The organism is bacterium (genome assembly GCA_016703265.1).
Taxonomy (GTDB): domain Bacteria; phylum Krumholzibacteriota; class Krumholzibacteriia; order LZORAL124-64-63; family LZORAL124-64-63; genus CAINDZ01.
Genome location: JADJCK010000003.1, coordinates 350,700 through 374,674 on the forward strand (window position 1 = coordinate 350,700; position 23,975 = coordinate 374,674).

The window sequence follows — 23,975 nt, forward strand, 5'->3', positions numbered from 1 at the left end:
CCGCTCGTCGCCAACCCAGGGGGTTCACGATGTCCTCTCTTCACCGACGCCCGATGCGATACGCCGTCATGGTCCTGTGTTTCGGCCTCCTGGCCGCAACCTGGGGCTGCCGCGAAGTCAGCGATCCCTGTCCGGCGGCAACGCTGTCGATCACGCCTGATCCGCTCCGCCTGCCGGCCGGCACGGTCGGGCTGCTCACCGCCATTGCCCGCGACTACAAGGAGAACACGGTGCCGTCCTCGCCGGAGTGGTCGGTCATCGGCAGCGGCGGGACCATCGACAGCGAAACCGGCCTGTTCACCGCGGGCCTTGCCACAGGCACCTTCACCGGCACCGTCCAGGCTGTCGATGGCGCCCTGTCCGACGTGGCGACCGTGATCGTGACCGCGGCGGTCCCGACCGGGACCCTGGCGACCCTGGAGACGTTCGCCGTCATCTCGGGCACGACTGTCACCGTCACCGGCGCCAACACGACCATCGTCGGCGACGTGGGCGTCAGCCCGGGTGCGGCCATCACCGGCATGCCGGTCGGACAGCCCACCGGAGGATCCATCCACGCCGGCGACGGCACTGCCGCCGGTGCGCAATCCAACCTCACCAGCCTCTACGACAATCTCGCCGGCCGTGCCTGCGGCACCGACCTGACCGGCGAGGATCTCGGGGGCATGACCCTCACGCCCGGCGTCTACTGCTTCGACACCTCGGCCGGTTTGACCGGGACGCTGACCCTCAACGGCCAGGGCAACCCGGCTGCGGTGTTCGTGATCAAGATCGGCAGTGCGCTGACGACCGCCACGAACGCCGTCGTCAACCTGACCGGCGAGGCGCAGGCCGCACATGTGTTCTGGCAGGTCGGCAGCAGCGCGACGCTGGGCACCGGGACGGCCTTCCAGGGCAACCTCGTGGCGATGACAAGCATCACCATCAATGCCGGTTCGAGCCTGGTCGGGCGCGCACTGGTGCGTAACGGCGCGGTGACCATCGACTCGAGCGCCCTGGCGCTGCCGTAGTCGGCATTCTGGCCATTGTGCCGCGCGTCGGCGACCCCGGGCCTTGCCCGCCCGGGGTCGCTTCCGTATTGTGGGCCGCATGAAGCCGCTGGCCTACCTTACCGGCTACGCGCCGGAGATCATCGAGGAAGTCAGCGGCATGCTGGCCCGCGACGAGCTCGGCGCCTGGCTGCTGGCGAAGTACCCGCAGTGCCATCCGTACCGCAACGAGAAGGCACTCTACGGCTACGCACAGGAATTGAAGACCCGCTACATGCGCCAGTCACCGGCCCTGGCCAAGGTGACCTACGACCCCAGGCTGCACGTGCTGCACAACGCGCTGGGCATCCATCGGAAGGTCTCGCGGGTGCACGGTAACCGGCTCAGCGCCAGGAACGAGATCAGGATCGCGGCGGTGTTCCGGAAGTCGCCGCTGGCCTTTCTCGACATGATCCTCGTCCATGAGCTCGCCCACCTGAAAGTGGCCGAGCACGACCGCTCGTTCTACCAGCTCTGCCGCCACATGGCGCCCGACTATGACCAGATGGAGCTGGATACGCGGGTCTGGCTCACCTACACCGACAGTGTGGGTGATCTCTACGGGACGGACGCCGGGCCGGACTGACGGAAGACCAGTGGGGGAATCGGGTGCCTCGACCTACCTTGTGACGGCGGTCCAGCCGCCCACCCCTTTCCGCGGGAGACCGTCATGCCACGCCTCGTGTCCGTCGCCACAGCCGTGCCCGCAACCCGCATCGAACAGTCGGTCGCAGCCGGGTTCGCACGCGCGAAGTTTGCCGCCGCCATGCCTGACCTGGAACGGCTGATGCCGCTGTTCACGCACGCGGGCATCGAAACGCGCTACTTCGCGGTGCCGCAGGAGTGGTTCTTCGAACACCACGACCTGGCCGAGCGCAGCGCCCGCTATGTGACCGAGGCCACGCGCCTGTCGGAACAGGCCGCCACGGCCGCCCTCGAACAGGCCGGGCTGGCCCCGGTCGACATCGACTACATCATCTACGTCAACACGACGGGCCTGGCGACGCCCTCCATCGACGCCCGCCTCATCAATCGCCTCGGCCTGCGCCCGGACGTCCGGCGTACACCCATCTGGGGGCTCGGTTGCGCCGGTGGCGTTGCCGGTCTGTCGCACGCGTTCCACTATGCACTGGCGCACCGGGGCGCCCGTATCCTGGTCGTGGCCACGGAACTTTGCGGCCTTACCTTCCTGCCCGACGACATGTCGAAGGCAAACCTGGTGGCCACGGCCCTGTTCGCCGACGGCGCCGCCGCGGCCATCGTGTCCGGCGACGAGCACGCCGGCGCCGGTCTCGAGATCCTCGGCACGCGCAGCCGCCTGTATCCCGATTCGCTCGACGTCATGGGCTGGACCGTGCTGCAGGAAGGACTGCAGGTCGTGTTTGCGCAGCGCATTCCCGACATCGTGCGCGACACCGCCGCTGCCGAGATCGGGGCCTTTCTCGCCACGTACGGCCACGTGATCGCCGACGTCGACGCCTTCCTGCTGCACCCCGGCGGCACCAAGGTCCTGGAGGCGTACGCCGAGGCGCTGGCACTGCGGCCGGAGCAACTGGACCTGCCGCGGGGCGTGCTGCGCGACTACGGCAACATGTCGTCGGCCACCGTGCTCTTCGTGCTGGAGCGCCACCTGCGCGAGCATGGCTTCTCCCAGGGAGGCCTGGGCCTGGTTTCGGCGCTCGGCCCGGGATTCTCCTCGGAATCGCTGCTCCTGCGCACCTGAACAGGTCCCGCTTTACCGCTTGGCGGCGCCGATGGTATCCTGCCGGCGACCGCGCGGGCTTGCGCGCGCCACTCGACCTCGCCCTCGGGTCGTGTCGATCCCGCTCCCCCCTATGGTTGATCCAACCGTATGAGGCCCGCCATGCATGATGACCAGAACCCGCCCGATGCCGAGTTGCCCGAACCGGCGCCGGAAACCGAGGCCCGCCCCGCCGCCGAGCCGGTCACCGCCGGTTTCGTCTTCACCGGCACCACCGACGAGTACTTCCGCATCTGGATCGTCAACATGTGCCTGTCGCTGGTGACGCTGGGAATCTATTCGGCCTGGGCCAAGGTGCGCCTGACGCAGTACATCCGCGCCCACACGACGCTCGACGGCATGCCCTTCACCTACGACGCCAATCCCATGGCCATCCTGCGCGGCCGCATCGTCGCCGTGATCGTGTTCGGCGGCTGGACAGGCCTGGGATATGTGGCGCCCCTGGCCCAGCTCGCGCTGCTGTTGCCGCTGGCGTTCGTCGTGCCCTGGCTGATCGTTGCCTCGCTGCGGTTCAACGCCCGCGTGACCACCTACCGCAACGTCGGCTTCACCTTCGACGGTCGCTACGGCGACGCCCTCGGCTACTTCGTCGTGGCGCCGGTGTTGTCGGTGTTCACGCTCTACCTGCTCATCCCCTGGGTCGTCTGCCGCCAGCGTGTCTGGCAGGCAGTGCACACCAGCTGGGGCGACCGGCGCCTGGCGATGCGCGGCACCAGCGCCGACTTCTACGTGGCGCACTTGCCCCTCATCATCTCGATCTTCGTTGCCATCATCCTGTTCTCGGTCGCCCTCGGCTTGTCGACGATAGGCGAGAAAGGCGAATCACCCCTCCGTCACTCTACGCCGGCCATGTACACGCTCGTGCTGGTCTACCTGATCGTGATCTTCGCCTCGATCTTCACGCACGCGGCCGTGCTCAAGGCCACCCTGGGCCACCTGTGGATCGGCGAGGGCGCGCACGTCAACTGCAGCTTCGAGACGCCGCGGTACGCCTGGATCCTGATCTCCAACACGCTGGCCACGCTGGTGTCGCTGGGCCTGCTCTATCCCTGGAGCGAGATCCGCCGCCTGCGCTATCTTGCCGCCCACACGTCCGTGACCGGCGTGGAGACCTTCGACACCGTAACCGGCCCGCGCGGCGCCGCGGGCTCGGCCGCCGGCGAGGAGATTGCGGATGCTTTCGACATCGAAGTCGGGTTCTGACGACACCACGCCGGGCGGCCTGCCCGTCGTCAACGGCAGCTGGTTCGTGGCCGGCTCGGCGCTGCGCCATACGGCCACGCTGACGCTGGCCGGGGCGCTGCTCGAGATCCGGGGCGACGGGCAGGGCACCGACTACCCCGTGGCGCAGGCCCGCGTGGCCGACTTCGGCGATGCCGTGACGCTGGAGTTCAGCGACGGCGGCGCCTTCGTCGTGGCCTCGGGCCAGGCCGACACGCCGCGGCTGCTGGGCGCGCTGCAGGGCAAGGCCCCGCTGGTGCGCCGGCTGGAGCGGCGCTGGCAGACGGTCGCCATCGCGCTGGTCGGCACCGTGGGCCTGGGCGCGCTGCTGCTGCTGGTGGTCCTGCCCGCCCTGGCGCGGCCGGTGGCGGGGCTGGTGCCGCCGGCCTGGTCGCGCCTGATCGACGACCAGGCGCTGCCCGTGCTCGACCGCATGGTGCTGGCGCCGAGCGCGCTTCCCGAGGCCGATCGCGCGCGCATCGAGGGCGACCTGCAGGAGCTGGTCACCGGCCTGCAACTGGACGCGGATCGTTACCGGCTGCTGTTCCGCTCGGGTGACGGCATCGGCGCCAATGCCTTCGCGCTGCCCGGAGGCACCATCATCGTCACCGACCGCATGGCGGAACTGGCGAGCCCGGAAGAGCTGGCGGCCGTGTTGACGCACGAGATAGGTCACGTCGAACGGCGGCACGGCCTGCAGCAGATCCTGCGCAAGTCGACGCTCGCCATCATCCTGGTGCTGGTGGGACCCGACGCCGGGACCATCTCCGAACTCGCGCAGGACCTGCCGGCGGTGCTGCTGGACAGCGGCTATTCGCGCGCCTTCGAGCGCGAGGCCGACCTCTACGCCTGCCGCTCGCTCACGCAACTGGGACGCAGCCCGGAGCCGCTGGCCGGCGCGCTCGAACGGCTGGCCGCGGAGCATCCCGATGGCCCTACCGTGCCGGCCTGGGTGTCGTCGCACCCGGATACGGACGAGCGGATCGCGAAGATCCGCTCGTACCGTCCCGAGGGTGATGCATCCGCAGAGTAGCCCGGTCTACGAAGTGGCCGCCGAGGTTGCCACGGTTGTCGCGATGAGCGCTGCCGCCACCGCCGACTGCGCCGCCTGCACCGCTTGCAACGCCTCGCCCGTGGCGCCGGCCGCCAGTTGCCCCTCGGACAGCTGCTTCAGGCGCGCCTTGCGACCCTTCAGATCCTTCCTGGGGATGGCTTTCTCCAGCAGCGCGGTCGCGTTGGCCACGGCGACCACGACCATCGTGCGCGGGTCGATGCGGTCACTGTCGCCCATGACGGCATCGGTGAGCCGCGCGATCAGCGCCTGCTCGGGCCCGCCGTCGCGGGTCGGGAAGATGGTCCGCGGGAAGATGCCGAGCACCTTGTCGCTCGACTCGTTGAGCACGCCCTTGCTCACCAGGCCGCGCGCCGCGCGATTCCTGAGGTCCTTCAGGCCGGCGAATTTCGCCACCCACTCGGAGCCGCGCTTGCGGCGCTTGGCGTCCTGGACCAGGCGCAGGCACTCGGACAGCAGCGGGTCGTCGACCTGCGCGCCCGGCTCGGCATCGACCATCTTCTTCTTGTCGGCGCCGATGTGCAGCTTGCCCATGAGCACGAGCTCGGCCAGGATGACGCCGCCCATGGCGGTCGTGTGCCAGGCGCTCATGCCGGTGGTACCCTTGCGGTCGTCGAGGGCCAGCAGCAGCATCTCTTCGTACAACGTCAGGCTGATCTTGGCGGGCATGATCGCGTTCCCCCCTCGAGTTGGTTACCGGTTGACGGCATCCTACCCGCGCCAGCCGCCCTGTATTCGCCGCGCTCGCGGCCGCTGCGCCCGCACGTGGGTTCAGCGCCCGCCGGCCGGCGCCGCCTGCTTCTCGCGGTCGCGGTACATGGCGATCGACATCTCCAGGACGGCGGCCTGGTCGGAGCCCTGCTTCTTCAGTTCGGCCAGCTCGGCCTCGGCCTTCTCGGGCTGGCCCAGGGCCAGGTAGGTCTCGCCGCGGTACTCGCGCGCCAGCGCGAACTTCGGATCCAGCTTGATCGCCTTGTCGTAGGCGGCCAGCGAATGCTCCAGTTTGCCGAGGCGCCGGTAGCAGTAGCCCAGGTAGTTGTGGGCTTCCTTGTAGTCCTGCTTCAGCGAGACGGCGGTCGCGAAATCGCCGATCGCCTGCTCGTATTCGCGCAGCGCCTTGCCGTCGGGGCGCGCGGCGTAGTCGTAGGCGAAGGTCTTGCTCATCCCCATGCCGATGGCGTCGGCGCGCTTCACCTTGAGGACGCCTTCGTTGTAGGCGGCCGTGGCCTTGACCGTGTTGGCGTCGGCCTTGGCGCTCGGCGTCTGCGATTCGGTGCCGCCGGCCAGGGCGCTGCCGGCGGCAAACAGCATCGTCACAAGGACGATCGGGAACAGGTGACGGTGCGAACGCATGGCGCCTCCAGGGGTCGGGGAACGGGCTGATTCCGGCCCGTCAGGGTAGCCACGCCCCCCGCCGGGCGCCACCGGGCGGGCCCTCGTCAGGACGACAGCAGCACGATCCCCGCCACGGTCAGCAGCATGCCCAGCGCCGTCTTGAGCGTCAGCGGCTCGCCGCCGATGGTCAGCGCCAGCAGCGCCCCGAACAGCGGCGAGGTGAAGGCGATGGGCATCACCTTCGTCAGCGGCGCCTGTTTCAAGGCCGCGTAGAAGCAGAGCATGCCCAGCGACCCGGCCACCAGCCCGCCGCCCACGATCATGTAGACCAGCGACCGCGTGCCCGCCTGTGCGGCGAGCTTCCAGTGCGGCGCGCTGACAGCCCCCAGCACCACCAGCGCCGTCGCCGTGCGGATGGTGATGCCGAGCTGCGGCGGCAGGTGCCCCAGCTGCAGCCCGCGCTTCTCGAAGTAGCCGCCCAGGCCCCAGGCGATGGCGGTCAGAAGGGCCAGCAGTTGGGGTTTCATCGGTGTCCTTCCCGGCGGCGCGGGGGGCGGGGGGGGGGGGGGGGGGGGGGGGGGGGGGGGGGGGGGGGGGGGGGGGGGGGGGGGGGGGGGGGGGGGGGGGGGGGGGGGGGGGGGGGGGGGGGGGGGGGGGGGGGGGGGGGGGGGGGGGGGGGGGGGGGGGCGCGGCCACCGGCCGGCGGCGGCGCGAGCCGCGGCGCGGCCCGCCGGGGGGGGGGGGGGGGGGGGGGGGGGGGGGGGGGGGGGGGGGGGGGGGGGGGGGGGGGGGGGCGCAAGCGGCAGGACAGGGGGGCGGGACCTTCCGTTTGAGCCGACAGCCGACGGGGCCGCCATGTGCGCCGGCGCAGACGCCACCGCGCCCCTTGCGCGCGCCGCCGGTTCAGTCCTTCAGCCGGCGCCATTCCACCTGCCGGATGGTCTCCTCGCGTTCGCCGGGGCGAACGAGGACGGGCAACTGCGTTTCGTAGCCCATCTCGTACGGATCGCCGGTGAACGCAACGATCCAGATCCAGCCCTCACCGCCGGGCAACTCGTAGACGACCGGCCTTGCCACCCGATCATTTGCCCAGCAGGTCAGTTCGAGCAGCGGGCCGCCGAAATTCGCCCGCACCCGCAGGCGCAGGTCCTGGCGCATGTCCTGCGGCACGGTATCCCGGGCCACGGTGGTGACGCTGAACGGCAATGAGGGCCAGGTGAGCGCGGGCAGCCGCGTCAAGCCGGCGCGCAGTTCGGCCAGGCGCTTGTGCAGCTCGGGGTCCTCGCCCGTGCCTTCACCCCAGCGGTCCCAGTCCACGCCGTGCAGGATCCCGGCGTCCGGTCCACGAGTTGCCAGCCAGGCGACGAAGCCGAAGCTGTCGCCGCCGCCGCCGTCCAACTGGTGGATGTAGACGCGTCCGTCCGCCGCGTCGTAGCCGAGCACATCGCACAGCCATTCGCCGCCGGAAGTCGCCCAAGCCGTCCCGGCGGACAGAAAGCATAGGGATGCTGTGATCAGGATCAGCCTGGTTCGCATCGCACGTCCTTTGGTTCGGTCGGGCCCGCAACGAGTATCCCAGACCGCTGGCGCGCCGTCAATTGTGCGCGGTCCCGCCAGGCGCCCCCGGGTGCGGGTTGCGGCCGCCCGGCGACGGCACGACATTGTGAACTTGAGAATCATGTCATCCAAGCCGGAACCGACGTGCCCGAAAGGAACTCCCGCCCATGACCATGGTACTCTTCAATTTCGGCCATTACCTTGGCCTGGCCGCGTTCGCCGCCGCCCTGGCGGTGGAACTGGTGCTGTTCTCGCGCCGGGTCGGCGGCCGCACCGCTCGCCTGCTCGCGATGGCCGACCTGGTCTACGGACTGGCCGCGGCCCTGATCATCGCCACCGGCCTGCTGAAGGTCTTCGCCGGCGACAAGCCCGCCGTCTACTACGGCCACAACATGTTCTTCCATATCAAGCTGACGCTGTTCGTACTGATCTTCCTGGCCTCGATCTACCCGACCACGCACTTCATCCGCAACCGGCGCGCCGCCGACAGTGACGTCGTCGAGTACCCGGGGCTGGTGGGCACGCTGCTGAAGGTGGAGCTGGCGGCAACGGCGCTGGTGCCGCTGCTCGCGGTGATGATGGCGCGCGGGTTCGGGGTCGGGAACTGAACCCGGCCCGCCGAAAGGCGCCTGCATCCTTGCGTTCAATCCGCTTGCATCTGCACGGTGCGCGCCTATGCTGCTCACCATGACCACTCAACAGACTCCCGATTTCTTCGACCGCGAAAAGGCCGCCGCCTACGACAAACACATCAGTCGTCTGGCGCCGATCGCGGAGAACCTGCATTTCCTGATCCGGCTGGTCCTGTGCGACCTGCCCGCAGACGCCCGCGTGCTCTGTGTCGGGGTCGGCACGGGAGCCGAGATCCTGTCACTGGCCGCGGCCAATCCGGGCTGGACCTTCGTGGGCGTCGACCCGTCGCAGGCGATGCTCGAGGTCTGCCGCGAGCGCCTGACGCAGGCGGGCATTCTCGAGCGCTGCGCGCTGGTCCACGGCTACCTGCAGGAGGTCGCGGAAGACCGGGTATTCGATGCGGCGCTCAGCGTGCTGGTGGCCCATTTCATCGCGATTCCTGCGCGGCGGGAACTACTGAAGGGCATGGCCGGACGGTTGAGGCAGAACGGCTACCTCGTCACTGCAGAGATCAGTTGCGACCTGGATGCAGACGAGTTCCCGACGGTGCTTGCGAACTGGGAACAGGTCCAGAAGCTCATGGGTGCCACGCCGGAATCCCTGGCCGACCTGCCGCGGCAGCTGCGCGAGGTCCTGACGGTATTACCCCACGATGAAACCGAACGGATGCTGCAGGATTGCGGCATCCCGCAGCCGGTACGGTTCTTCCAGGCGTTCATGATCGCGGGCTGGTACGGACGTGTCGGCCGGGTTACTGCCTGACCGGTAGCCGCGAAGGGCACATAACGCTCATGCTCCACGAGATCCTCACCTACGTCACCACCCCCTGTCCCGCCTACGTCAGGCGCATGCGCTACCTGTTCGACATCATCGCCCTGCGCGGCCGGTACCAGCGGAACCGCGCGGCGTGGCGGCCGCACCTGGAGAACACGCGCGCCTTCCTCCTGGCTGCGGCGGACCGGTGTGAGCGCAGGGATGCGGTCGCCGTGTACGGGGCGGGCCTGCTCCTCGATGTGCCGCTCGCGGAACTCGCAGCGCGCTTCAGGGAAGTGTACCTGCTCGATATCGTGTTTCTGCGCGAAGTGCGCTGGAAGGCGCGGCGGTACGGCAACGTGACCCTTGTCCAGCACGACACCGCGAACGTGGCCGAGGCGCTTTGTGACGGCATCAAGCGGGGCTCAAGCGAACTTCCGGAGCCGTCGCCCGCGCCTCCGGAGTGCGTGCGGCGGGCCGACCTCGTGATCTCGCTGAACATCCTGTCGCAGCTCGCGCTCATGCCCAGGCACTATGCGGACACGAAGATCGACAATCTCGACGAACAGCAGCTCGACGCCTGGTGCGGCCGCATCGTGGATGCTCACCTGGAGTTGCTGCGCTCGCTCGACCACCACGTCTGCATGGTCGTCGATCACACCTACGAGAAGCGCGACAAGTCGGGCGCGATCGTCCACACCGGCACCACGGTCTACGACCGCACCCTGCCCGACCCCGACGCGACCTGGAACTGGGACCTGGCCCCTCTCGGGGAAAGCGACCGCTCTCTGTCGACCGGGTTGCTCGTGGGGGCCTGGCACCTGCGCTGAGCCGAAGGCGGCCCTACGGGCTCGGCGCGTCGCTATCCGACGCACAGAGAACCTTCGGATCCGGCTGCTCACCGCCCAGCGCCAGGTCGACCCAGTACAGGGTGTTGGCGTTGGCCTGGTCCAGGCACCAGGCGCGGTACAGCGCACGGTTGCGGTGGAAGTAGGCGAAGTGCCCCATGTGGAAGGCCACCAGCTGCTCGTCGGCAATCGCCTGCCGCTGCCCATCGGCCAAGGAAGTGAAGCAGGATGCCGCATCGGCCTGGAAGTACGGCAACTGCAGCTCCGGCGGCGCCGGGATGAGGGCCGCCTGCGAGTCGCAATAGTGCCGGCCGTCGGTGTTGATGCGGGTTTCGCTGCCGATCAGGCGCGCCATCGCGGCCTCGTCCAGCCAGAAGAAAGCGGCCAGGCGCCCGACCGTGTCCAGCCGGTATTCGCCGGCGCGGAACCAGTCGGGCAGGCGATCGAGGCGGGCCTGCAGGCGCCCGGCGTCGATGGCCAGCGGTCCGGGCATCGCCAGCAGGAGCGCCTGGTCCGAGCCGGGCACGAACCAGAGCGTCGTGTGGGGAAACACCGTGCGGAACGTGTTGAGGTGGATGCTGAACAACGGGCCCCGCATGGAGTCCAGCACCGGCACCCACTGCGCGAAGATCCCGCCGGGCGCCAGGCGCTGCCTGACCGACGCGTAGAATTCCCCGGTGTACAGGATCCAGCTGTCGTAGGCGCGCGGGTGCGTCGAATCCGAAATGATCAGGTCGTACTGCTTGCGGCTGGTAACCAGGAAATTGCGTCCGTCATCGTTGTGGAAATGGAAGCGCGGATTGTGGAAGACATCGCCGTTCACCTCGGTGAACAGGTCGTTGATGCCCTCGATGTCGGGGTTCAGGTCAACGACATCCAGTGACGCCACGTCGTCCAGCGCGAGCACCGAGCCTGCCGTGATGCCGGCGCCGAAGGCCACGACCGCGGCCTGCATGTCGCCCTCGCCCTCGTGCAACAGCCCCGGCAGCACGCCCAGCAGCTTGAACAGCTGCACGTGCCAGTAGCGCGTGGAGGCTTCCTCGATGCCGTTCAGGTACATGTCGCGGTAGGTGCCCTTGCGGGGGTCCGCCTGGTCGAGCACCGTGACGGTGGCGGCGCGGCCTTCGCGCACCAGCAGCATCTCGGTCTTTGCGGCGCCCGTGTCCTCGGCGATCCGGCCCGCGTACAGGTCCATCACCCCGGGCAGCATCAGCGCCAGTGCGGCGACGACAACAGCGGCGGTGCTGAGCGAGATGACCAGCCGCCGCCGTGGCATCAGCACCAGCAGTCCGATGGCCAAACAGACGGCCGTCAACAGCAACAGCGTGTTCTGCACGCCGATGTGTGGCACGAGCAGGAGGTTGGCCACGCCGGCGCCGATCACGCCGCCGGCCGTGTTCAGGGCATAGAGGTTGGCGGCGCTGCGCGTCGTGCCGCCGCCGCTCGCGGTCGGCAGCATGCGCATCGCCACCGGCAGCAGCGCACCGATCAGGATGGTCGGCAGGATCAGGATGCCGAGGATGGGCAGCGGATCGCGGGTGGCGCCGCCGGCCATGCCGGTCAACTGGTCCACGCCGCGCACGGCGCCCGCCAGCAGCAGGTACGGGGTGGCCATGACGAACACGCCGGCGCCCAGGGCCAGCAGGCCGAACATCCGTTGCCCCCGCACCCGGCCCAATACGCCGTACAACCAGGTGCCGGCCACCGCGCTGAAGCCCGTGCCGAGCAGGAATGCCGTCAGCACCAGGGGGAACACCGAGACCGTGTTGCCCAGGTAGAGGATGCTGAGCCGGGTGAGCAGCACTTCGTAAGCCAGTGCGACGAAGCCGATGCCGAAGGTGGCCGCGCGCAGCACCCGGGCCGGCGCTCCTTCCGCTTCGTCGATGCCGGCCTGCTCGACGACATCCGGCTGCGGGCTCGGGGTCAGCACAGCCTGCGGTCGCAATGCGTTGGCGACCAGCGCGCTCAGCGCCGCCGTCACGTACAGGCCAAGGGCCACTACGATGGTCGCCTGGACTCCCCGCTCGAGCAGGAAGTAGTAGCCGGCCGCGAAGCAGCCGAGCGCCGCGCCGATGGTGTTGACGCTGTACAGGTAGCCGGTGCGCGCCGAACGCCGCCCGGAATCGCCGGCGGTGGTGCCGGCGATCATGGCCGGGAAGGTCGCGCCCATCAGGATGGCCGGCAGCAGCAACGCCACCGTACTGACCAGGAGACGGGCTGCCGTCAGGCTGCCCTGCTGCGCCGTCCCGGCGGCCATCGAGGTGAACAGACCGGTCAGGAGATCGAACAGCGCCGGCGACGCCTTCACGTACAGCCCGATGCAGGCTTCGAGCAGGATATAGGGCATCAAGGAGCCGCGACGGCGGCTGAAGTAACGGCCGCCGACCACGCTGCCCAGGCCCAGGCCGCCCATGAAGATGATGATGATCATCGCCGCGGCGCTGAGCGAGTTGCCCACCACGACGATCAGCATGCGGTTCCACGTCACCTCGGCGGCGAGGCAACCGGCGCCGGAGGCGAAGAACGCCAGGTAGATGAGGAAGGAGAAGGTCAGGGAGCGGATCTTCGCGTTCATCGTCGCGTGCTGTCGACCAGGTTGGTCGTTGCCACGACCTCGGGAATCTGGCCATCGACCTCGAGAACCACCGTGTGCAACGTCCCGCTGCAGGCCACGACGAGGTCCGCGACAGGCCAGCCGCCGGTCACGCACGTGAGCTCGACCGTGATCTCCTGGCCGAGAAGCAGGTTGATGTCGACGGAATCGGCGGGGCAAGATGCCACGAGCAGCACGGGATAGCCAAGGTCCGTGACGCCCCTCATGGCCTCGAAGGCGCAAGCGCCCAGCGATGCGGCCGTCAGGCGCATGGACACCCCGATGTACTGCGGAAGCGTGTCGCACACGGTCGAGTTGCCGACGGTACGGCAGTGCAACCGCTGGCCCGATCCCCACGTGCCCGAAAGCGTCAGCCGCAGTTCGCGGATGCTCCTGACCTCGTCGGGAATCCGGAAGGCGATCGAGCGGGTCGAAGGCACCGTAAACGGCGGACTGCCGCCCAGGCTGTAGTCGCCCGCGAGCCCAGGCAGGTCGACAGGAATCGTCGCATCGGTCAGCTCAATCGGGACGACCGGGGCCTCGTCACCACACGCGCACAGGATGGCCAGCACGAGCAGCAGCGAAATGACGACGAAGCCCTGACGGGAGACCATGATCGAAACCTCTGGTGGTACAGCCTGCCGGACGTCTTCCGCGTCTCGGCGAGATCGCATGCCGATCCCGGGAGCCTACCGATCGGAGGTCTCGCTATCAATGGCAGAAGCTGCGCTCACTCGCTCCCGCCCGACCCCGCCGGCATCGGGAAGCACTCCTGTATCCACGCCTGCCACCGCGGCGTCTCGTGCTCGACGCCTGCGGCCGCCTGCTCGCCGTACATGTAGAACGTGAGCGTCGCCATCACCGCGTCACCGAATTCGATGGTACCGAACGCAGCGGTGCCGGGCCCTGGCTTGTCGAGTCGCAGCAGCACACCGTACGGGCTGTCGCTGACGTGCTCCACAATGCCACCCAACTCCGGTGCGCCTGTGGGAACAGTCCAGCCTTGCCCGACACCCACGCCGCTCAGCCCCAGTGCTGCGGTCAGCGTCGCCCAGGCCTCCGCGGCCGTTCCGGTGACCGGCGCCATGAGCTGCATGATCGCGGCGCGCTGCCCGCGGAAGTGCAGGAGATAGAGCCGCAGGATGCGCGCGATGCCGGGCCAGCCCTCTTCGGCGCCGGTCAGCTGAGCGTCCCAGTCGTCGGTGCTGGAGAACAGGCTCTGCACGATGCGGACAACGCAGACGCCGCCCGCCCGCGCCTCGACGCTGAACTCGGTCGCGATCGGCGGCGAGCCCGGTACCCAGCCCGCGCCTTCCCTGGCGAACAGCCGCGGCGGATCCCAGGCCGTCACAAAGGAGCGCGATTCCATATAGGGGCCGAAATCCAGCCTGACCGCGACGGGCTTGCCGCCCTCCTCCTCGAACGTGGCCGGCACGAACCACGCCGAAATGCCGGGCCCGGTGGCGATGGCCTGCCAGACTTCCTCCGGCGTGCCGGGGACTTCGATGTCGACCTGGATTGAACGGCGTCCGGAGGCTTCTTTCTTCACGCTCATGATGGCTCCTTGGGCTCGGATTTCTGGGAGAGGGGGTGCGCCACGACGACCAGGCGATGCGCGCGGCCGCCGGGGGCCGCAGCGTCGTGGTATTTCGCAACGAGATGCGTGATGGCTTCGGTGAGTTCGTGGCTGAAGGCGGCCCGGTCCGCGGCAGAGCGGAAGCGAACCTCGGTATCCACGGCCAGGGTCGCCAGGCGCTTGTCCGTGGCGGTCGCGCGACGTACCAGGTCGCCCACTTCGCGAATGACCCGCGCGCCCAGCGCGATGAGATAGCCCGCCGACAGTCGATCGACTTCCCGGTCCGGGTCGACGGCAATGGGCCCCAGGGCTCCCGGTGAAACGACATAGGAAGCGGCCGTCGCGACGAGCAGCCGTTCCGTCAGCCCTCCCCACTTGCGTTCCTCGGCCAGCCGCACCAGCCCGTGCGCCTCGAGCGCATTCAGGTGGTAGGTGACCTTCTGGCGTGCCACGCCGACCCGCGTGGCCAACGTCGCCGCCGAGGCGGGTTGCGCGAGTTCGGACAGGAGCCGGCTTCGCAGCGGTTCGAGGGCTACCGTCGCCACGGCGGGATCGTCGATGACTTGAATGTCGTTCATGCCGACATGGTACTATTGACAATTTTTATTGTCAATAGAAATTCGGCTCGTAAAGGTCGATTTTGCGCGGTGCCACCGTGCCGGTCGGCCGGCCCGAATCCCGACTGATCGGAGTCAATCCCGGCGCTCAGACCCCGCGCACCCACCGCTCGATCTGCCGGCGATGCCGCAGCAGATGGACGATGCCGTGCTCGAGGATCATCTCCGGGTCATAGGTCGGCCCCCAGCGGACCGGGAACGTCACACGCGCGATCTCGGCCTCGGACGCGCCGTAGAGCCCGTCCAGCGCCGCCTCGGTGTAGCGGAAGGCCACACCCAGCCGCGGACGCACGTCGGCCGGGCCGGCCAGCTGCCGCGGGTCGAGCTGGTAGATGTCGACGTAGGGCAGCCCGCGCGCCTTGCGGATGTAGTCGGCGTAGCGGTGCGCCGCACCGACCGTGTGGGCACACAGGGCGCGCAACGAGACCGTGTTCGGGTCGTCGGTCGGCCGCACCTCGTCGAACTGCGCGGGACTCAGGCTCTCGACCACGCGGCAGAAGTCCTCCGCCGCGCGGGCTGTCTCGTCGAGGATGGCGCCCAGGGCGCCGGGGCGGCCGGGGCGGTCGAGGAAGCCGATGGACATCGTGCGCTCCTGGGGATTGGGTGGCGTTGAGGCGGCAGACAAGTTCGGGCCACGGGCGCCATGTCGCCATTGGGGCTGAGGAGGATAGTCGAAACAACCCACCATTCCCCCTCGCCCAGCCCTCGCGATCGCTCTCTGACACCCCTTGAGTATCCCCCACCGAACCCCAGAAAGTCAATCGACCTGCCCCAAGCCCCACCTGGACACCGTTTCCACCCCGCGCGGCGCCGATCCGGCGTGCTCGCGGGGGCACGTCCCCATTCGCCGCACTGCCGAGGTGCGGCCCGCGCTAGTGCGCCTGATAGGGGATCACTCCCAGCCGTCCGCCTGTTGCCCCGCCGTCTGGTCCATCTCCGGCCAGTCGTCGGTGGCGATCGTCTGGTCGAACCCGGAACGCGAGCTGCGGCGGCGAACGCGCTGGCAGCACCGCCGGCGGCTGCGTGGGTTCGCCGATGTGGGCGAGAATGCGCTCGATCGTCGGCTCGTCCAGCACGAAGGCGATGATACGCATCGGCTCACCGCACTTCGGGCACCTGAGCGGGAGGCATTCGTAGATCCGCACCAGCAGCAGCGCCCAACAGCGGGCCGCGGCGCGGCGGAGGTTCGACAGCGGTGACGGTGGGTCGGACTCAGGCGGCGAGGCCGATGGCAACCCCATGCTCGCGCGCGCCTGCTCCAGAAGCTGAAGCGTCGCTCCCGCCGGACCGGCCGACGCGGTCACCGCCGCGCGCAACGCTGCGTTCGGTGCCAGCACGCCGCAGTAGCGGTGCTTGTGCAGCCGGGGCGGGGTCACCAGTTGGGCCAGACGATCCAGCAATTCGATCGGGGTCAGCTGCAGTTCGGTGCGGCCGTCGGCGGTCCGGGCGGCGCAGGCTGTAGACCAGGGTCTGTTCGTTCAGGCGGCCGAGACGATCCTGGCTGAGCGGCGGCCGGGCGCAGTAGCGCGCCAGACGCTCGAGGCCGTGGCGGTTCCAGCCCGGGATCGTCACCGAGGCGTCGACCGACCAGCCGCCGGCGTGTTCGCTGCTGTCGAGGACATGGAGAGCGTCGTCATCGAGGTGGCCATGGCGGTGCAGCCAGCGCAGGCCGCGGTGGCGCATCTTCGCTTGAACCGCTTCGAAGTCCCCCGGTTCCAGGTCGAGCGCCGGATGAAACACGGCCTCGCCGTCATCGCCGGCGCTGAAGACGCCATCGGTCACCAGCACATGAAAATGGACGTGGCTGTTGAGGTAGCTGCCGAATCGGTGCACGAACGCAACGGCGCCGAAGCGGGCGCCCGGCGGCGCGCCGGGGCTGCGCTGGCGGATTGTGGTTTCGACCGCGCGCAGGAAGATTGTGAGCAGGCCGCTAGTGACCTCGGGCTTGTGCCGCAGGTGCCACAACGCAACTCGGCGGTTCGGTTCTCCCGCCTCCATTGTTTTCTTTAGAGGCTTAAGCCCTTGAAATTCAACGTAAACCAATGAATTTCAAGGACTTTTTTGTGCCCTTCTGATTCGAATAACCCTGAATAAACCGCAATAACTTACGTTGGTATACTCGTCTCGAACGACCAAATCAGGTCGTTCGATATTGTGTCGGAGTAGATGATAATAATGGTTAAGGGATGTCAAATGTTGTGAAGAGAACCGTTCGCCCCCTCGACGTCGCGGCCACTTCTTGATAGATTGAATTACGATCCGTCACCCGGAAGGAAGTTGTGAATAAGATCATGCAATTCGTGAGTGTCACCTTTGTGGTATGCTCTTCACTGTCATTGGCTCTGGCGCAACCAGTCTCTCAGGTTAACACCGTCGATATCGGCCAGGGCTTCATCGATGGCGTAAATGCAGACTCTCCCGAAGTGAGAACTGCGATCGCACGAGAGATATACGCCTCTTCGACTCTGACCGAGGTGGGAGAAGAACGGTTGGTCGCCCTGTTTGACAAGATCAGAGGGAAACTATGGTCTTCTGGCGTACCATCACTCCGAACAAACCGGTGAATATCTTCATTTGTACGCCCAATCGGTCAACGACAAACAGTGGCGCGACTTTCAGTTCAAACTAAGCAGCGAACCATCGCCGAAATTGCGCAATATTGTCTTTATTGCTGATGTCGCCGAGCCTATCTACCTTCCCAACGGCTCGATCGATAATCAGCATACGCTGGACTGGCTAAGCAGCTATGTTGAAAAACTGAATAAGGAAAATGATTTGGCCGCCGCAGTTCTGGTCGCCAAAGGCGACTCGATTATATTCGAGAGGTATATCGGCTATGCCGATGCGGCCAGAACGCGCCCGATTGGTCCCCACGCTCGGATGAATCTCGGTTCTGGGAACAAGATGTTCACCGCGCTGGCGATAATGCAGCTTCGTGATGCCGGCAAACTGCGGTTGACCGATACGTTGGTGTCATACTTCCCGGATTACCCCCATCAAGAGTACATTCGTTCCGCCACCATTCACCACCTATTGTCTCATACCTCGGGCTCGGGCGATTACTGGACCGACGCGTATGAAGCGGCCTGGGACAGCATCAGCAGTCTTGACCAGATGATGCCATTTGTCCTCTTGGATACTCCGGCATTCGCGCCGGGAACTCAGTTCCAGTACAGCAACTCCGGGTTCATCCTGGCGGGGAAGATAATTGAGCAGGTGACGGGCCAAAACTACTATGACTATGTCCGTGAGCATATCTACCGGCCACTCAGTATGAGTGAAACCGGCTCTTTCCTGAAAAGCAGAGCCGACACGCTGCTGGCAGAGCCGCTGACACGGAGCAAGGACGGCTGGGTGACCGCCAGGCATGGCCTGCGCGGAAGTTCGGCCGGCGGCGGTTACTCTACCCCCCGCGATATCCTCAAGTTTATAAGAGGCTTGCACCAGGGGACAACGCTCTCGCTGGCCTCGCTGGAGGAAATGACTGTTCCCCGGAATCTCGATCTGGAACCAGCGTACCCGTATGGCTATGGATTTGGACTGGCATTGCGGCGGGGGCGTGTCATATCTTATGGTCACGCCGGGCAGGCGCCAGGATAAATTTCGAGGCGCGCTATTATCCAGATGATGGTATCACGATGGTCATATTCTGTAACCAGGACAATGGCGCGTACGATGATTTGCGCAAGAATATCGACAAACTGATCACGGGCGACCGCTAGCGTCGACCTTTGGAACCAGTCCGCGCGTTAAGAGAGAAAGTACCAGATTGAAGAAGTGGAATTCCCCCGGTTCTCTAGACACCTCTTACGGTACAATTGTACCTGAAGGAGGAGTCGATGAGCAGCCAAAAGTACTCTCCCGAGTTCAAGTCGGACGCGGTCAAGCAGGTCGTGGATCGGGGGTACCCGGTCAAGGACGTTGCTGAGCGGATTGGGGTGCCTGCGCACACCCTGTACCTCTGGGTCCGCCACGCCAAGCCAGCGGCCCCGGAGTCCGACGAGGTGGCCAAACTCAAGCTCGAGATCCAGAAGCTGAAGGCGGATTTGAAGCGGGCGCAGGAAGAACGAGACATCTTAAAAAAAGCCGCCGCGTACTTTGCAAAGGACCACGAGTAAAGTACGCGTTCATCAAGGCACACCAACACGAGCACCGTATAGCGGTGATGTGTCGCGTGCTGCGGGTCCATCGGAGCGGCTACTACGCCTGGCTCAAGGAGCCCCGATCGGCGCGTGCGATCGAGGACGAGCGCCTGCGCGAGCTGATAGCTGCCAGCCACGAGGCCAGCAACTACTCGTACGGGAGTCCGCGGGTGTTTAAGGACCTGCGCGAATGGGGCGAGTCCTGTGGCCTGCATCGTGTTGAGCGCATCATGCGCCAGAATCGGATCCGCGGCGCCCATGCTTACCGGAAGCCGCGCTACGTGAACGGCCGGCCGGCGATCCCGGCGCCGAACATCCTGCAGCGTGAGTTCACGGTGAACGAGCCGAACCAGGACTGGGTGACCGACATCACGTACATCCGCACGTGGCAGGGCTGGCTATATCTGGCGATCGTGCTGGACCTGTTCTCGCGAAGGATCGTGGGCTGGTCGATGCAGCCGACAATGACACGCAGTCTTGTCATCGATGCACTGAAGATGGCGGTCCGCCTGCGGCGTCCCAAGTGCCGCGTCGTGGTGCACTCGGATCAGGGGTCGCAGTACGGAAGCGACGACTGGCACCGGTTCTGCGCCCACAACAAGCTTGTTCCAAGCATGAGCCGTCGCGGCAACTGCTGGGACAACGCAGTCGCCGAATCGTTCTTCAGTTCATTGAAGAAGGAGTGGGTTCGTCGGCGGATCTACCGGTCTCTTGAAGAGGCGCGAGCGGACCTGTTCAACTACATCGCAATGTTCTACAATGTCAGGCGTCGTCACAGCCACCTTGGCAACGTCAGTCCCGAGGCGTTCGAGAGCGCCTCACGAAGCGTGGCTTGTTAGGTGTCTATGAAACCAGGGGAATTCCACACGCTCGAGTATGAAGCGTTGGCCGATGGGATAGGTATCCTCCATTATTCGACCGGCAACCCGCTTGAGTTCTTTTTTGATGACTGAGGATAGTCGAAACAACCCACCATTCCCCCTCGCCAAGCCCTCGCGATCGCTCTCTGACACCCCTTGAGTATCCCCCACCGAACCCCAGAAAGTCAATCGACCTGCCCCAAGCCCCCACCTGGACACCGTTTCCACCCCGCGCGGCGCCGATCCGGCGTGCTCGCGGGCGCACGTCCCCATTCGCCGCACTGCCGAGGTGCGGCCCGCGCTGGTGCGCCTGATAGGGGATCACTCCCAGCCGTCCGCCTGTTGCCCCGCCGTCTGGTCCATCTCCGGCCAGTCGTCGGTGGCGATCGTCTGGTCGAACCCGAACGCGAGCTGCGGCGGCGAACGCGCTGGCAGCACCGCCGGCGGCTGCGTGGGTTCGCCGATGTGGGCGAGAATGCGCTCGATCGTCGGCTCGTCCAGCACGAAGGCGATGATACGCATCGGCTCACCGCACTTCGGGCACCTGAGCGGGAGGCATTCGTAGATCCGCACCAGCAGCAGCGCCCAACAGCGGGCCGCGGCGCGGCGGAGGTTCGACAGCGGTGACGGTGGGTCGGACTCAGGCGGCGAGGCCGATGGCAACCCCATGCTCGCGCGCGCCTGCTCCAGAAGCTGCAGCGTCGCACCCGCCGGACCCGCCGACGCGGTCACCGCCGCGCGCAACGCTGCGTTCGGTGCCAGCACGCCGCAGTAGCGGTGCTTGTGCAGCCGGGGCGGGGTCACCAGTTGGGCCAGACGATCCAGCAGTTCGATGGGGGTCAGCTGCAGTTCGGTGCGGCCGTCGGCGGTCGGGCGGCGCAGGCTGTAGACCAGGGTCTGTTCGTTCAGGCGGCCGAGACGATCCTGGCTGAGCGGCGGCCGGGCGCAGTAGCGCGCCAGGCGCTCGAGGCCGTGGCGGTCCCAGCCCGGGATTGTCACCGAGGCGTCGACCGACCAGCCGCCGGCGTGATCGCTGCTGTCGAGAACATGGAGAGCGTCGTCATCGAGGTGGCCATGGCGGTGCAGCCAGCGCAGGCCGCGGTGGCGCATCTTTGTTTGTACCGCGGCGATGTCTTTCGGTTCCAGATCCAGGGCCGGGTGGAAGACGGCCTCGCCATCTTCGCCGGCGCTGAAGACACCGTCGGTCACCAGCACATGATAATGGACGTGGCTGTTGAGGTAGCTGCCGAACCGATGTACGAATGCGACGGCTCCGTAGCGAGCGTCAGACGGTGCGCCGGAACTGCGCTGGCGGATTGTGGTTTCGACCGCGCGCAGGAAGATTGTGAGCAGGCCGCTAGTGACCTCGGGCTTATGCCGCAGGTGCCACCTGACGCGCTTGGGCATCGACAGCACCCACTGGCGGTGCTGTACGCGTGGCAGAACCTGGTCGACCATGTGGGCCGAGACATCAACCATGCGGCGCGTGGCGCACGACGGGCACAGATCGCGACCTTTGCACGAGAAGGCGACCAGGAAGTCATGACGGCAGTTGCCGCAGTACACGCGGGCAAAGCCGTGGGCCAGGATTCCGCATTTCAGGTAGCCGCGCAGCACCGCCTCGACGTGCAGTGGCACGCCGCGGCCGTATTCGTCACGCTCGGCGGCGGTGGCCAGCCAGGTCTCCAGGTTGGTGCGCACCAGTTCGTGCAGCAGCGTGGCGGCCGGCCGTCGCTGGCGGTAGGCGCGCGCGGCAGGAGTTGTCGCCGGCTGGTGACAGGCTGCAGCAGACACGCGCGCTCCCGGATGCCTTGCGGCGGCGGGAGGCGGTAAGGCCGGCGGGCAATTGCGCCGGCGCAACTCTCACGCATTCGCGATACTTGCGCCGGCGCAACCGACTCGGTTCTCCGGTGATCGTCAATGCAGGGTGTCGCCCCGGCGCCCAACCCCAGGTGCCACTTGACACATGCCTGACCCGCAATCAATCCTCGCCTGCCGGGCCTGCTTCCGGTGCCGGGGACCGCCGCCTGAAAACGAACTTCCGGAATGAGTCCATGACCCGCGAGATGTGCTACCGCTGCTTCCTGCCCCAACACCTTTGCTGGTGCGGGACCGCGATACGCATGCCGACGCGTACGCGCTTCGTCATCCTCATGCACCCGAAGGAGTTCAAGCACGAGAAGGCGGGCACCGGCCGGCTGACGCACCTCTGCCTGGCCAACAGCGAGATCCGGATGGGTACCTGCTTCGATGAACACAAGGCCGTGCAGGCCCTGATCCGCGACCCGCTGAACATGCCCCTGCTCCTGTATCCGGGTGAGGCGGCGCTGAACGTCAGCAAGGGCGAACTCAGTCCGCAGGACCTGGGCGGGCGCAGGCTGGTCGTATTCCTCCTCGACGCCACCTGGAGCTGTGCGCGCAAGATGCTCAAGCTCAGCCCCACGCTCCAGGCCCTGCCGCGCCTCATGTTCTCGTCAACGACTTCGAGCCGCTTCGTGATCAAGCAGCAACCCCAGGCTGGCTGCCTCTCCACGCTGGAGGCCACGCACGAGCTGCTGCTGGCCCTCGAGAAGGCGGGCCTGGACGAGTACGCCCTGCCCGAACAGATGCTCGGGCTCTTCGCGCGGATGCAGCAGTTCCACCTCGACTGTGCACGCGATCCGTCCCGCGATGGGTACCGACGCAGTGGCGGCTACAGCGATCCGGCGAGTCGGCGGCGGCCGAAGGGAGCCAGCGGCCTGAGGCGGAGCCGGTACATCAAGGTGCCCGCCGGAACGGCCCCGGCGCAGCCGCAGACGGCGCCACCCGAGCCAGGCGACGATTCTTGAGCCCGACGATGCCACCCCCGAACCTGGAGTACGTCCCATGAGTCAGGACCAGAAGCCTGTCCCCCGCGCCACGGCGCGGTCAACACACATCGGCAAGTTCCGCGGCCACGCCGGCCACGTCATCCTCGCGACCCTCCTCACCCTGGTCACCGCAGCGGCGGCGCTTGCGCAGGGCGGCGCCGCGAACGGCGCCATCGTGGCGCGCGAAACCGTCGCCTTCACCCCGCAGCAGCGGCAGTACTTCGCGGAGCGCGGCCGCGCGCGCGGCGCCGAGATCGACCTCGACCGCGTGGTTGTCCAGCGCATCACCTATCTGAGCGACGGCCTGCGGGTCAGGGGCTACCTGGTCGAGCCGGCTGCGGGCGACTCGTTGCCGGCGGTCATCTTCAACCGCGGCGGCAACCGGGACTACGGCGCCATCAGCGACACGTTCGCGGTGTTGAACCTGGGTGCGCTCGCGCAAGCCGGCTACGTCGTCGCGGCGAGCCAGTACCGGGGCAACGCGGGAGGCGAAGGCATCGAGGAGTTCGGCGGCGCCGACGTCAACGACGTGCTGAACCTCATTCCCCTGCTCGAGGGCCACCCGCGCGCGGACGCCTCGCGGCTGGGGATGTACGGGTGGAGCCGGGGCGGGATGATGACCTACCTGGCCCTGGCGCGGACCGACCGCATCCGCGCGGCCGTGGTCGGTTCCGGCATGGCCGACGCATTCGACATGGTGGCCCGCCGACCGGAGATGGAAGCGGGCGTGTTCGCGGAACTGGTGCCCAACTGGGCGGCCGACCGGGAAGCGCAGCTCGCAGCGCACTCGGCCGTGCGCTGGCCGGAGAAGCTGAACAAGGCGACGCCCATCCTGCTCCTGCACGGCAGCGCCGACGTGCGCGTCAATGCCCGCGAGGCGCTCTCGATGGCCGAGGCGCTGTACGAGGTGCGTCATCCGTACCGGTTCATCCTGTTCGAGGGCGGCGACCATCCGCTGTCGGCATTCCGGTCGGAGGTCAATCGGGCCGTGATCGAGTGGCTCGACCGGTACGTGCGCGACAAGGCGCCGTTGCCGAAGCTGGAACCGCTCGGGCCGTGATGATTGTGCGCGACCGGATGCCTTGAGGCGGCGGGAGTCGGCAAAGCCGAAGGACAGTTGCGCCGGCGC

25 protein-coding genes are annotated in these 23,975 nt (G+C 67.3%); 13 read left to right on the forward strand and 12 right to left on the reverse strand.

Annotation, left to right across the window (positions count from 1 at the left end; genetic code table 11):
• Positions 1-68: 68 nt before the first annotated feature.
• The 5 genes from IPG61_05715 (at position 69) to IPG61_05735 (ending at position 5,044) form a co-directional block, all read left to right on the forward strand.
• A complete protein-coding gene (locus tag IPG61_05715) occupies positions 69-1,010 on the forward strand; it encodes a DUF3494 domain-containing protein (GenBank protein MBK6733574.1) in 942 nt (313 codons plus the stop codon).
• A 79-nt stretch (positions 1,011-1,089) separates the two neighbouring features.
• The gene (locus IPG61_05720; protein ID MBK6733575.1) at positions 1,090-1,614 is read left to right on the forward strand and encodes a M48 family metallopeptidase; all 525 of its coding nucleotides are present in this window, start codon (positions 1,090-1,092) and stop codon (positions 1,612-1,614) included.
• 84 nt (positions 1,615-1,698) lie between these two features.
• Complete coding sequence (locus IPG61_05725; protein MBK6733576.1) at positions 1,699-2,751, forward strand: hypothetical protein; 1,053 nt, start codon at positions 1,699-1,701, stop codon at positions 2,749-2,751.
• A gap of 141 nt (positions 2,752-2,892) precedes the next feature.
• A complete protein-coding gene (locus tag IPG61_05730) occupies positions 2,893-3,993 on the forward strand; it encodes a DUF898 domain-containing protein (GenBank protein MBK6733577.1) in 1,101 nt (366 codons plus the stop codon).
• Positions 3,965-5,044, forward strand: coding sequence for a M48 family metallopeptidase (locus IPG61_05735; GenBank protein ID MBK6733578.1), 1,080 nt, complete (start codon positions 3,965-3,967; stop codon positions 5,042-5,044). The genes IPG61_05730 and IPG61_05735 overlap by 29 nt, the downstream gene beginning before the upstream one ends.
• A gap of 6 nt (positions 5,045-5,050) precedes the next feature.
• Here IPG61_05735 and IPG61_05740 read toward each other — a convergent pair whose 3' ends face one another.
• The 4 genes from IPG61_05740 to IPG61_05755 form a co-directional block, all read right to left on the reverse strand.
• The gene (locus tag IPG61_05740; protein MBK6733579.1) at positions 5,051-5,752 is read right to left on the reverse strand and encodes a GPP34 family phosphoprotein; all 702 of its coding nucleotides are present in this window, start codon (positions 5,750-5,752) and stop codon (positions 5,051-5,053) included.
• Between the two features lie 102 nt (positions 5,753-5,854).
• Positions 5,855-6,436, reverse strand: coding sequence for a tetratricopeptide repeat protein (locus tag IPG61_05745; protein MBK6733580.1), 582 nt, complete (start codon positions 6,434-6,436; stop codon positions 5,855-5,857).
• Between the two features lie 86 nt (positions 6,437-6,522).
• Positions 6,523-6,945, reverse strand: a complete 423-nt coding sequence (locus IPG61_05750; GenBank protein MBK6733581.1) for an EamA family transporter — start codon at positions 6,943-6,945, stop codon at positions 6,523-6,525.
• A 376-nt stretch (positions 6,946-7,321) separates the two neighbouring features.
• Positions 7,322-7,954: a hypothetical protein gene (locus tag IPG61_05755; GenBank protein ID MBK6733582.1), complete on the reverse strand. Its 633-nt coding sequence runs from the start codon at positions 7,952-7,954 to the stop codon at positions 7,322-7,324.
• Positions 7,955-8,142: 188 nt separating this feature from the next.
• Here IPG61_05755 and IPG61_05760 point away from each other — a divergent pair, with 188 nt between their 5' ends.
• The 3 genes from IPG61_05760 to IPG61_05770 all read left to right on the forward strand — a co-directional run bounded on the left by IPG61_05760 (position 8,143) and on the right by IPG61_05770 (position 10,191).
• Positions 8,143-8,583 carry a DUF2214 family protein gene (locus IPG61_05760; GenBank protein ID MBK6733583.1) on the forward strand — a complete coding sequence of 147 codons (441 nt, stop codon included), beginning with the start codon at positions 8,143-8,145 and terminating at the stop codon, positions 8,581-8,583.
• A gap of 79 nt (positions 8,584-8,662) precedes the next feature.
• A complete protein-coding gene (locus IPG61_05765) occupies positions 8,663-9,370 on the forward strand; it encodes a class I SAM-dependent methyltransferase (GenBank protein ID MBK6733584.1) in 708 nt (235 codons plus the stop codon).
• A 29-nt stretch (positions 9,371-9,399) separates the two neighbouring features.
• The gene (locus tag IPG61_05770) at positions 9,400-10,191 is read left to right on the forward strand and encodes a hypothetical protein (protein ID MBK6733585.1); all 792 of its coding nucleotides are present in this window, start codon (positions 9,400-9,402) and stop codon (positions 10,189-10,191) included.
• A 13-nt stretch (positions 10,192-10,204) separates the two neighbouring features.
• Here IPG61_05770 and IPG61_05775 read toward each other — a convergent pair whose 3' ends face one another.
• From IPG61_05775 to IPG61_05805, 7 genes are all read right to left on the reverse strand, one after another.
• A complete protein-coding gene (locus tag IPG61_05775) occupies positions 10,205-12,784 on the reverse strand; it encodes a fused MFS/spermidine synthase (protein ID MBK6733586.1) in 2,580 nt (859 codons plus the stop codon).
• The gene (locus IPG61_05780; protein ID MBK6733587.1) at positions 12,781-13,416 is read right to left on the reverse strand and encodes a hypothetical protein; all 636 of its coding nucleotides are present in this window, start codon (positions 13,414-13,416) and stop codon (positions 12,781-12,783) included. Before IPG61_05780 ends, IPG61_05775 begins: the two co-directional genes overlap by 4 nt.
• Before the next feature lie 116 nt (positions 13,417-13,532).
• The gene (locus tag IPG61_05785; GenBank protein ID MBK6733588.1) at positions 13,533-14,357 is read right to left on the reverse strand and encodes an SRPBCC domain-containing protein; all 825 of its coding nucleotides are present in this window, start codon (positions 14,355-14,357) and stop codon (positions 13,533-13,535) included.
• A complete protein-coding gene (locus IPG61_05790) occupies positions 14,354-14,956 on the reverse strand; it encodes a helix-turn-helix transcriptional regulator (GenBank protein MBK6733589.1) in 603 nt (200 codons plus the stop codon). The genes IPG61_05785 and IPG61_05790 overlap by 4 nt, the downstream gene beginning before the upstream one ends.
• Positions 14,957-15,083: 127 nt before the next feature.
• Positions 15,084-15,578 (reverse strand): DinB family protein, encoded by a 495-nt coding sequence (locus IPG61_05795; GenBank protein MBK6733590.1) that lies wholly within the window; start codon positions 15,576-15,578, stop codon positions 15,084-15,086.
• Positions 15,579-15,867: 289 nt separating this feature from the next.
• Positions 15,868-16,089 (reverse strand): hypothetical protein, encoded by a 222-nt coding sequence (locus IPG61_05800; protein MBK6733591.1) that lies wholly within the window; start codon positions 16,087-16,089, stop codon positions 15,868-15,870.
• A gap of 118 nt (positions 16,090-16,207) precedes the next feature.
• Positions 16,208-16,960 carry a transposase gene (locus IPG61_05805; GenBank protein MBK6733592.1) on the reverse strand — a complete coding sequence of 251 codons (753 nt, stop codon included), beginning with the start codon at positions 16,958-16,960 and terminating at the stop codon, positions 16,208-16,210.
• 609 nt (positions 16,961-17,569) lie between these two features.
• Here IPG61_05805 and IPG61_05810 point away from each other — a divergent pair.
• The 3 genes from IPG61_05810 (at position 17,570) to IPG61_05820 (ending at position 19,976) form a co-directional block, all read left to right on the forward strand.
• Complete coding sequence (locus IPG61_05810) at positions 17,570-18,595, forward strand: beta-lactamase family protein (GenBank protein MBK6733593.1); 1,026 nt, start codon at positions 17,570-17,572, stop codon at positions 18,593-18,595.
• A 239-nt stretch (positions 18,596-18,834) separates the two neighbouring features.
• The gene (locus IPG61_05815) at positions 18,835-19,113 is read left to right on the forward strand and encodes a transposase (GenBank protein ID MBK6733594.1); all 279 of its coding nucleotides are present in this window, start codon (positions 18,835-18,837) and stop codon (positions 19,111-19,113) included.
• Between the two features lie 11 nt (positions 19,114-19,124).
• On the forward strand, positions 19,125-19,976 hold the full coding sequence (locus tag IPG61_05820) for an IS3 family transposase (protein ID MBK6733595.1): 852 nt from the start codon (positions 19,125-19,127) through the stop codon (positions 19,974-19,976).
• A gap of 342 nt (positions 19,977-20,318) precedes the next feature.
• On the opposite strand, the gene IPG61_05825 is transcribed toward IPG61_05820, so the two are convergent.
• Positions 20,319-21,791 carry a transposase gene (locus IPG61_05825; GenBank protein MBK6733596.1) on the reverse strand — a complete coding sequence of 491 codons (1,473 nt, stop codon included), beginning with the start codon at positions 21,789-21,791 and terminating at the stop codon, positions 20,319-20,321.
• A 260-nt stretch (positions 21,792-22,051) separates the two neighbouring features.
• Here IPG61_05825 and IPG61_05830 point away from each other — a divergent pair, with 260 nt between their 5' ends.
• Both IPG61_05830 and IPG61_05835 read left to right on the forward strand, forming a co-directional pair.
• Positions 22,052-22,825: a DTW domain-containing protein gene (locus IPG61_05830; GenBank protein ID MBK6733597.1), complete on the forward strand. Its 774-nt coding sequence runs from the start codon at positions 22,052-22,054 to the stop codon at positions 22,823-22,825.
• Between the two features lie 37 nt (positions 22,826-22,862).
• Positions 22,863-23,906, forward strand: a complete 1,044-nt coding sequence (locus IPG61_05835; GenBank protein ID MBK6733598.1) for a prolyl oligopeptidase family serine peptidase — start codon at positions 22,863-22,865, stop codon at positions 23,904-23,906.
• Positions 23,907-23,975 lie beyond the last annotated feature (69 nt).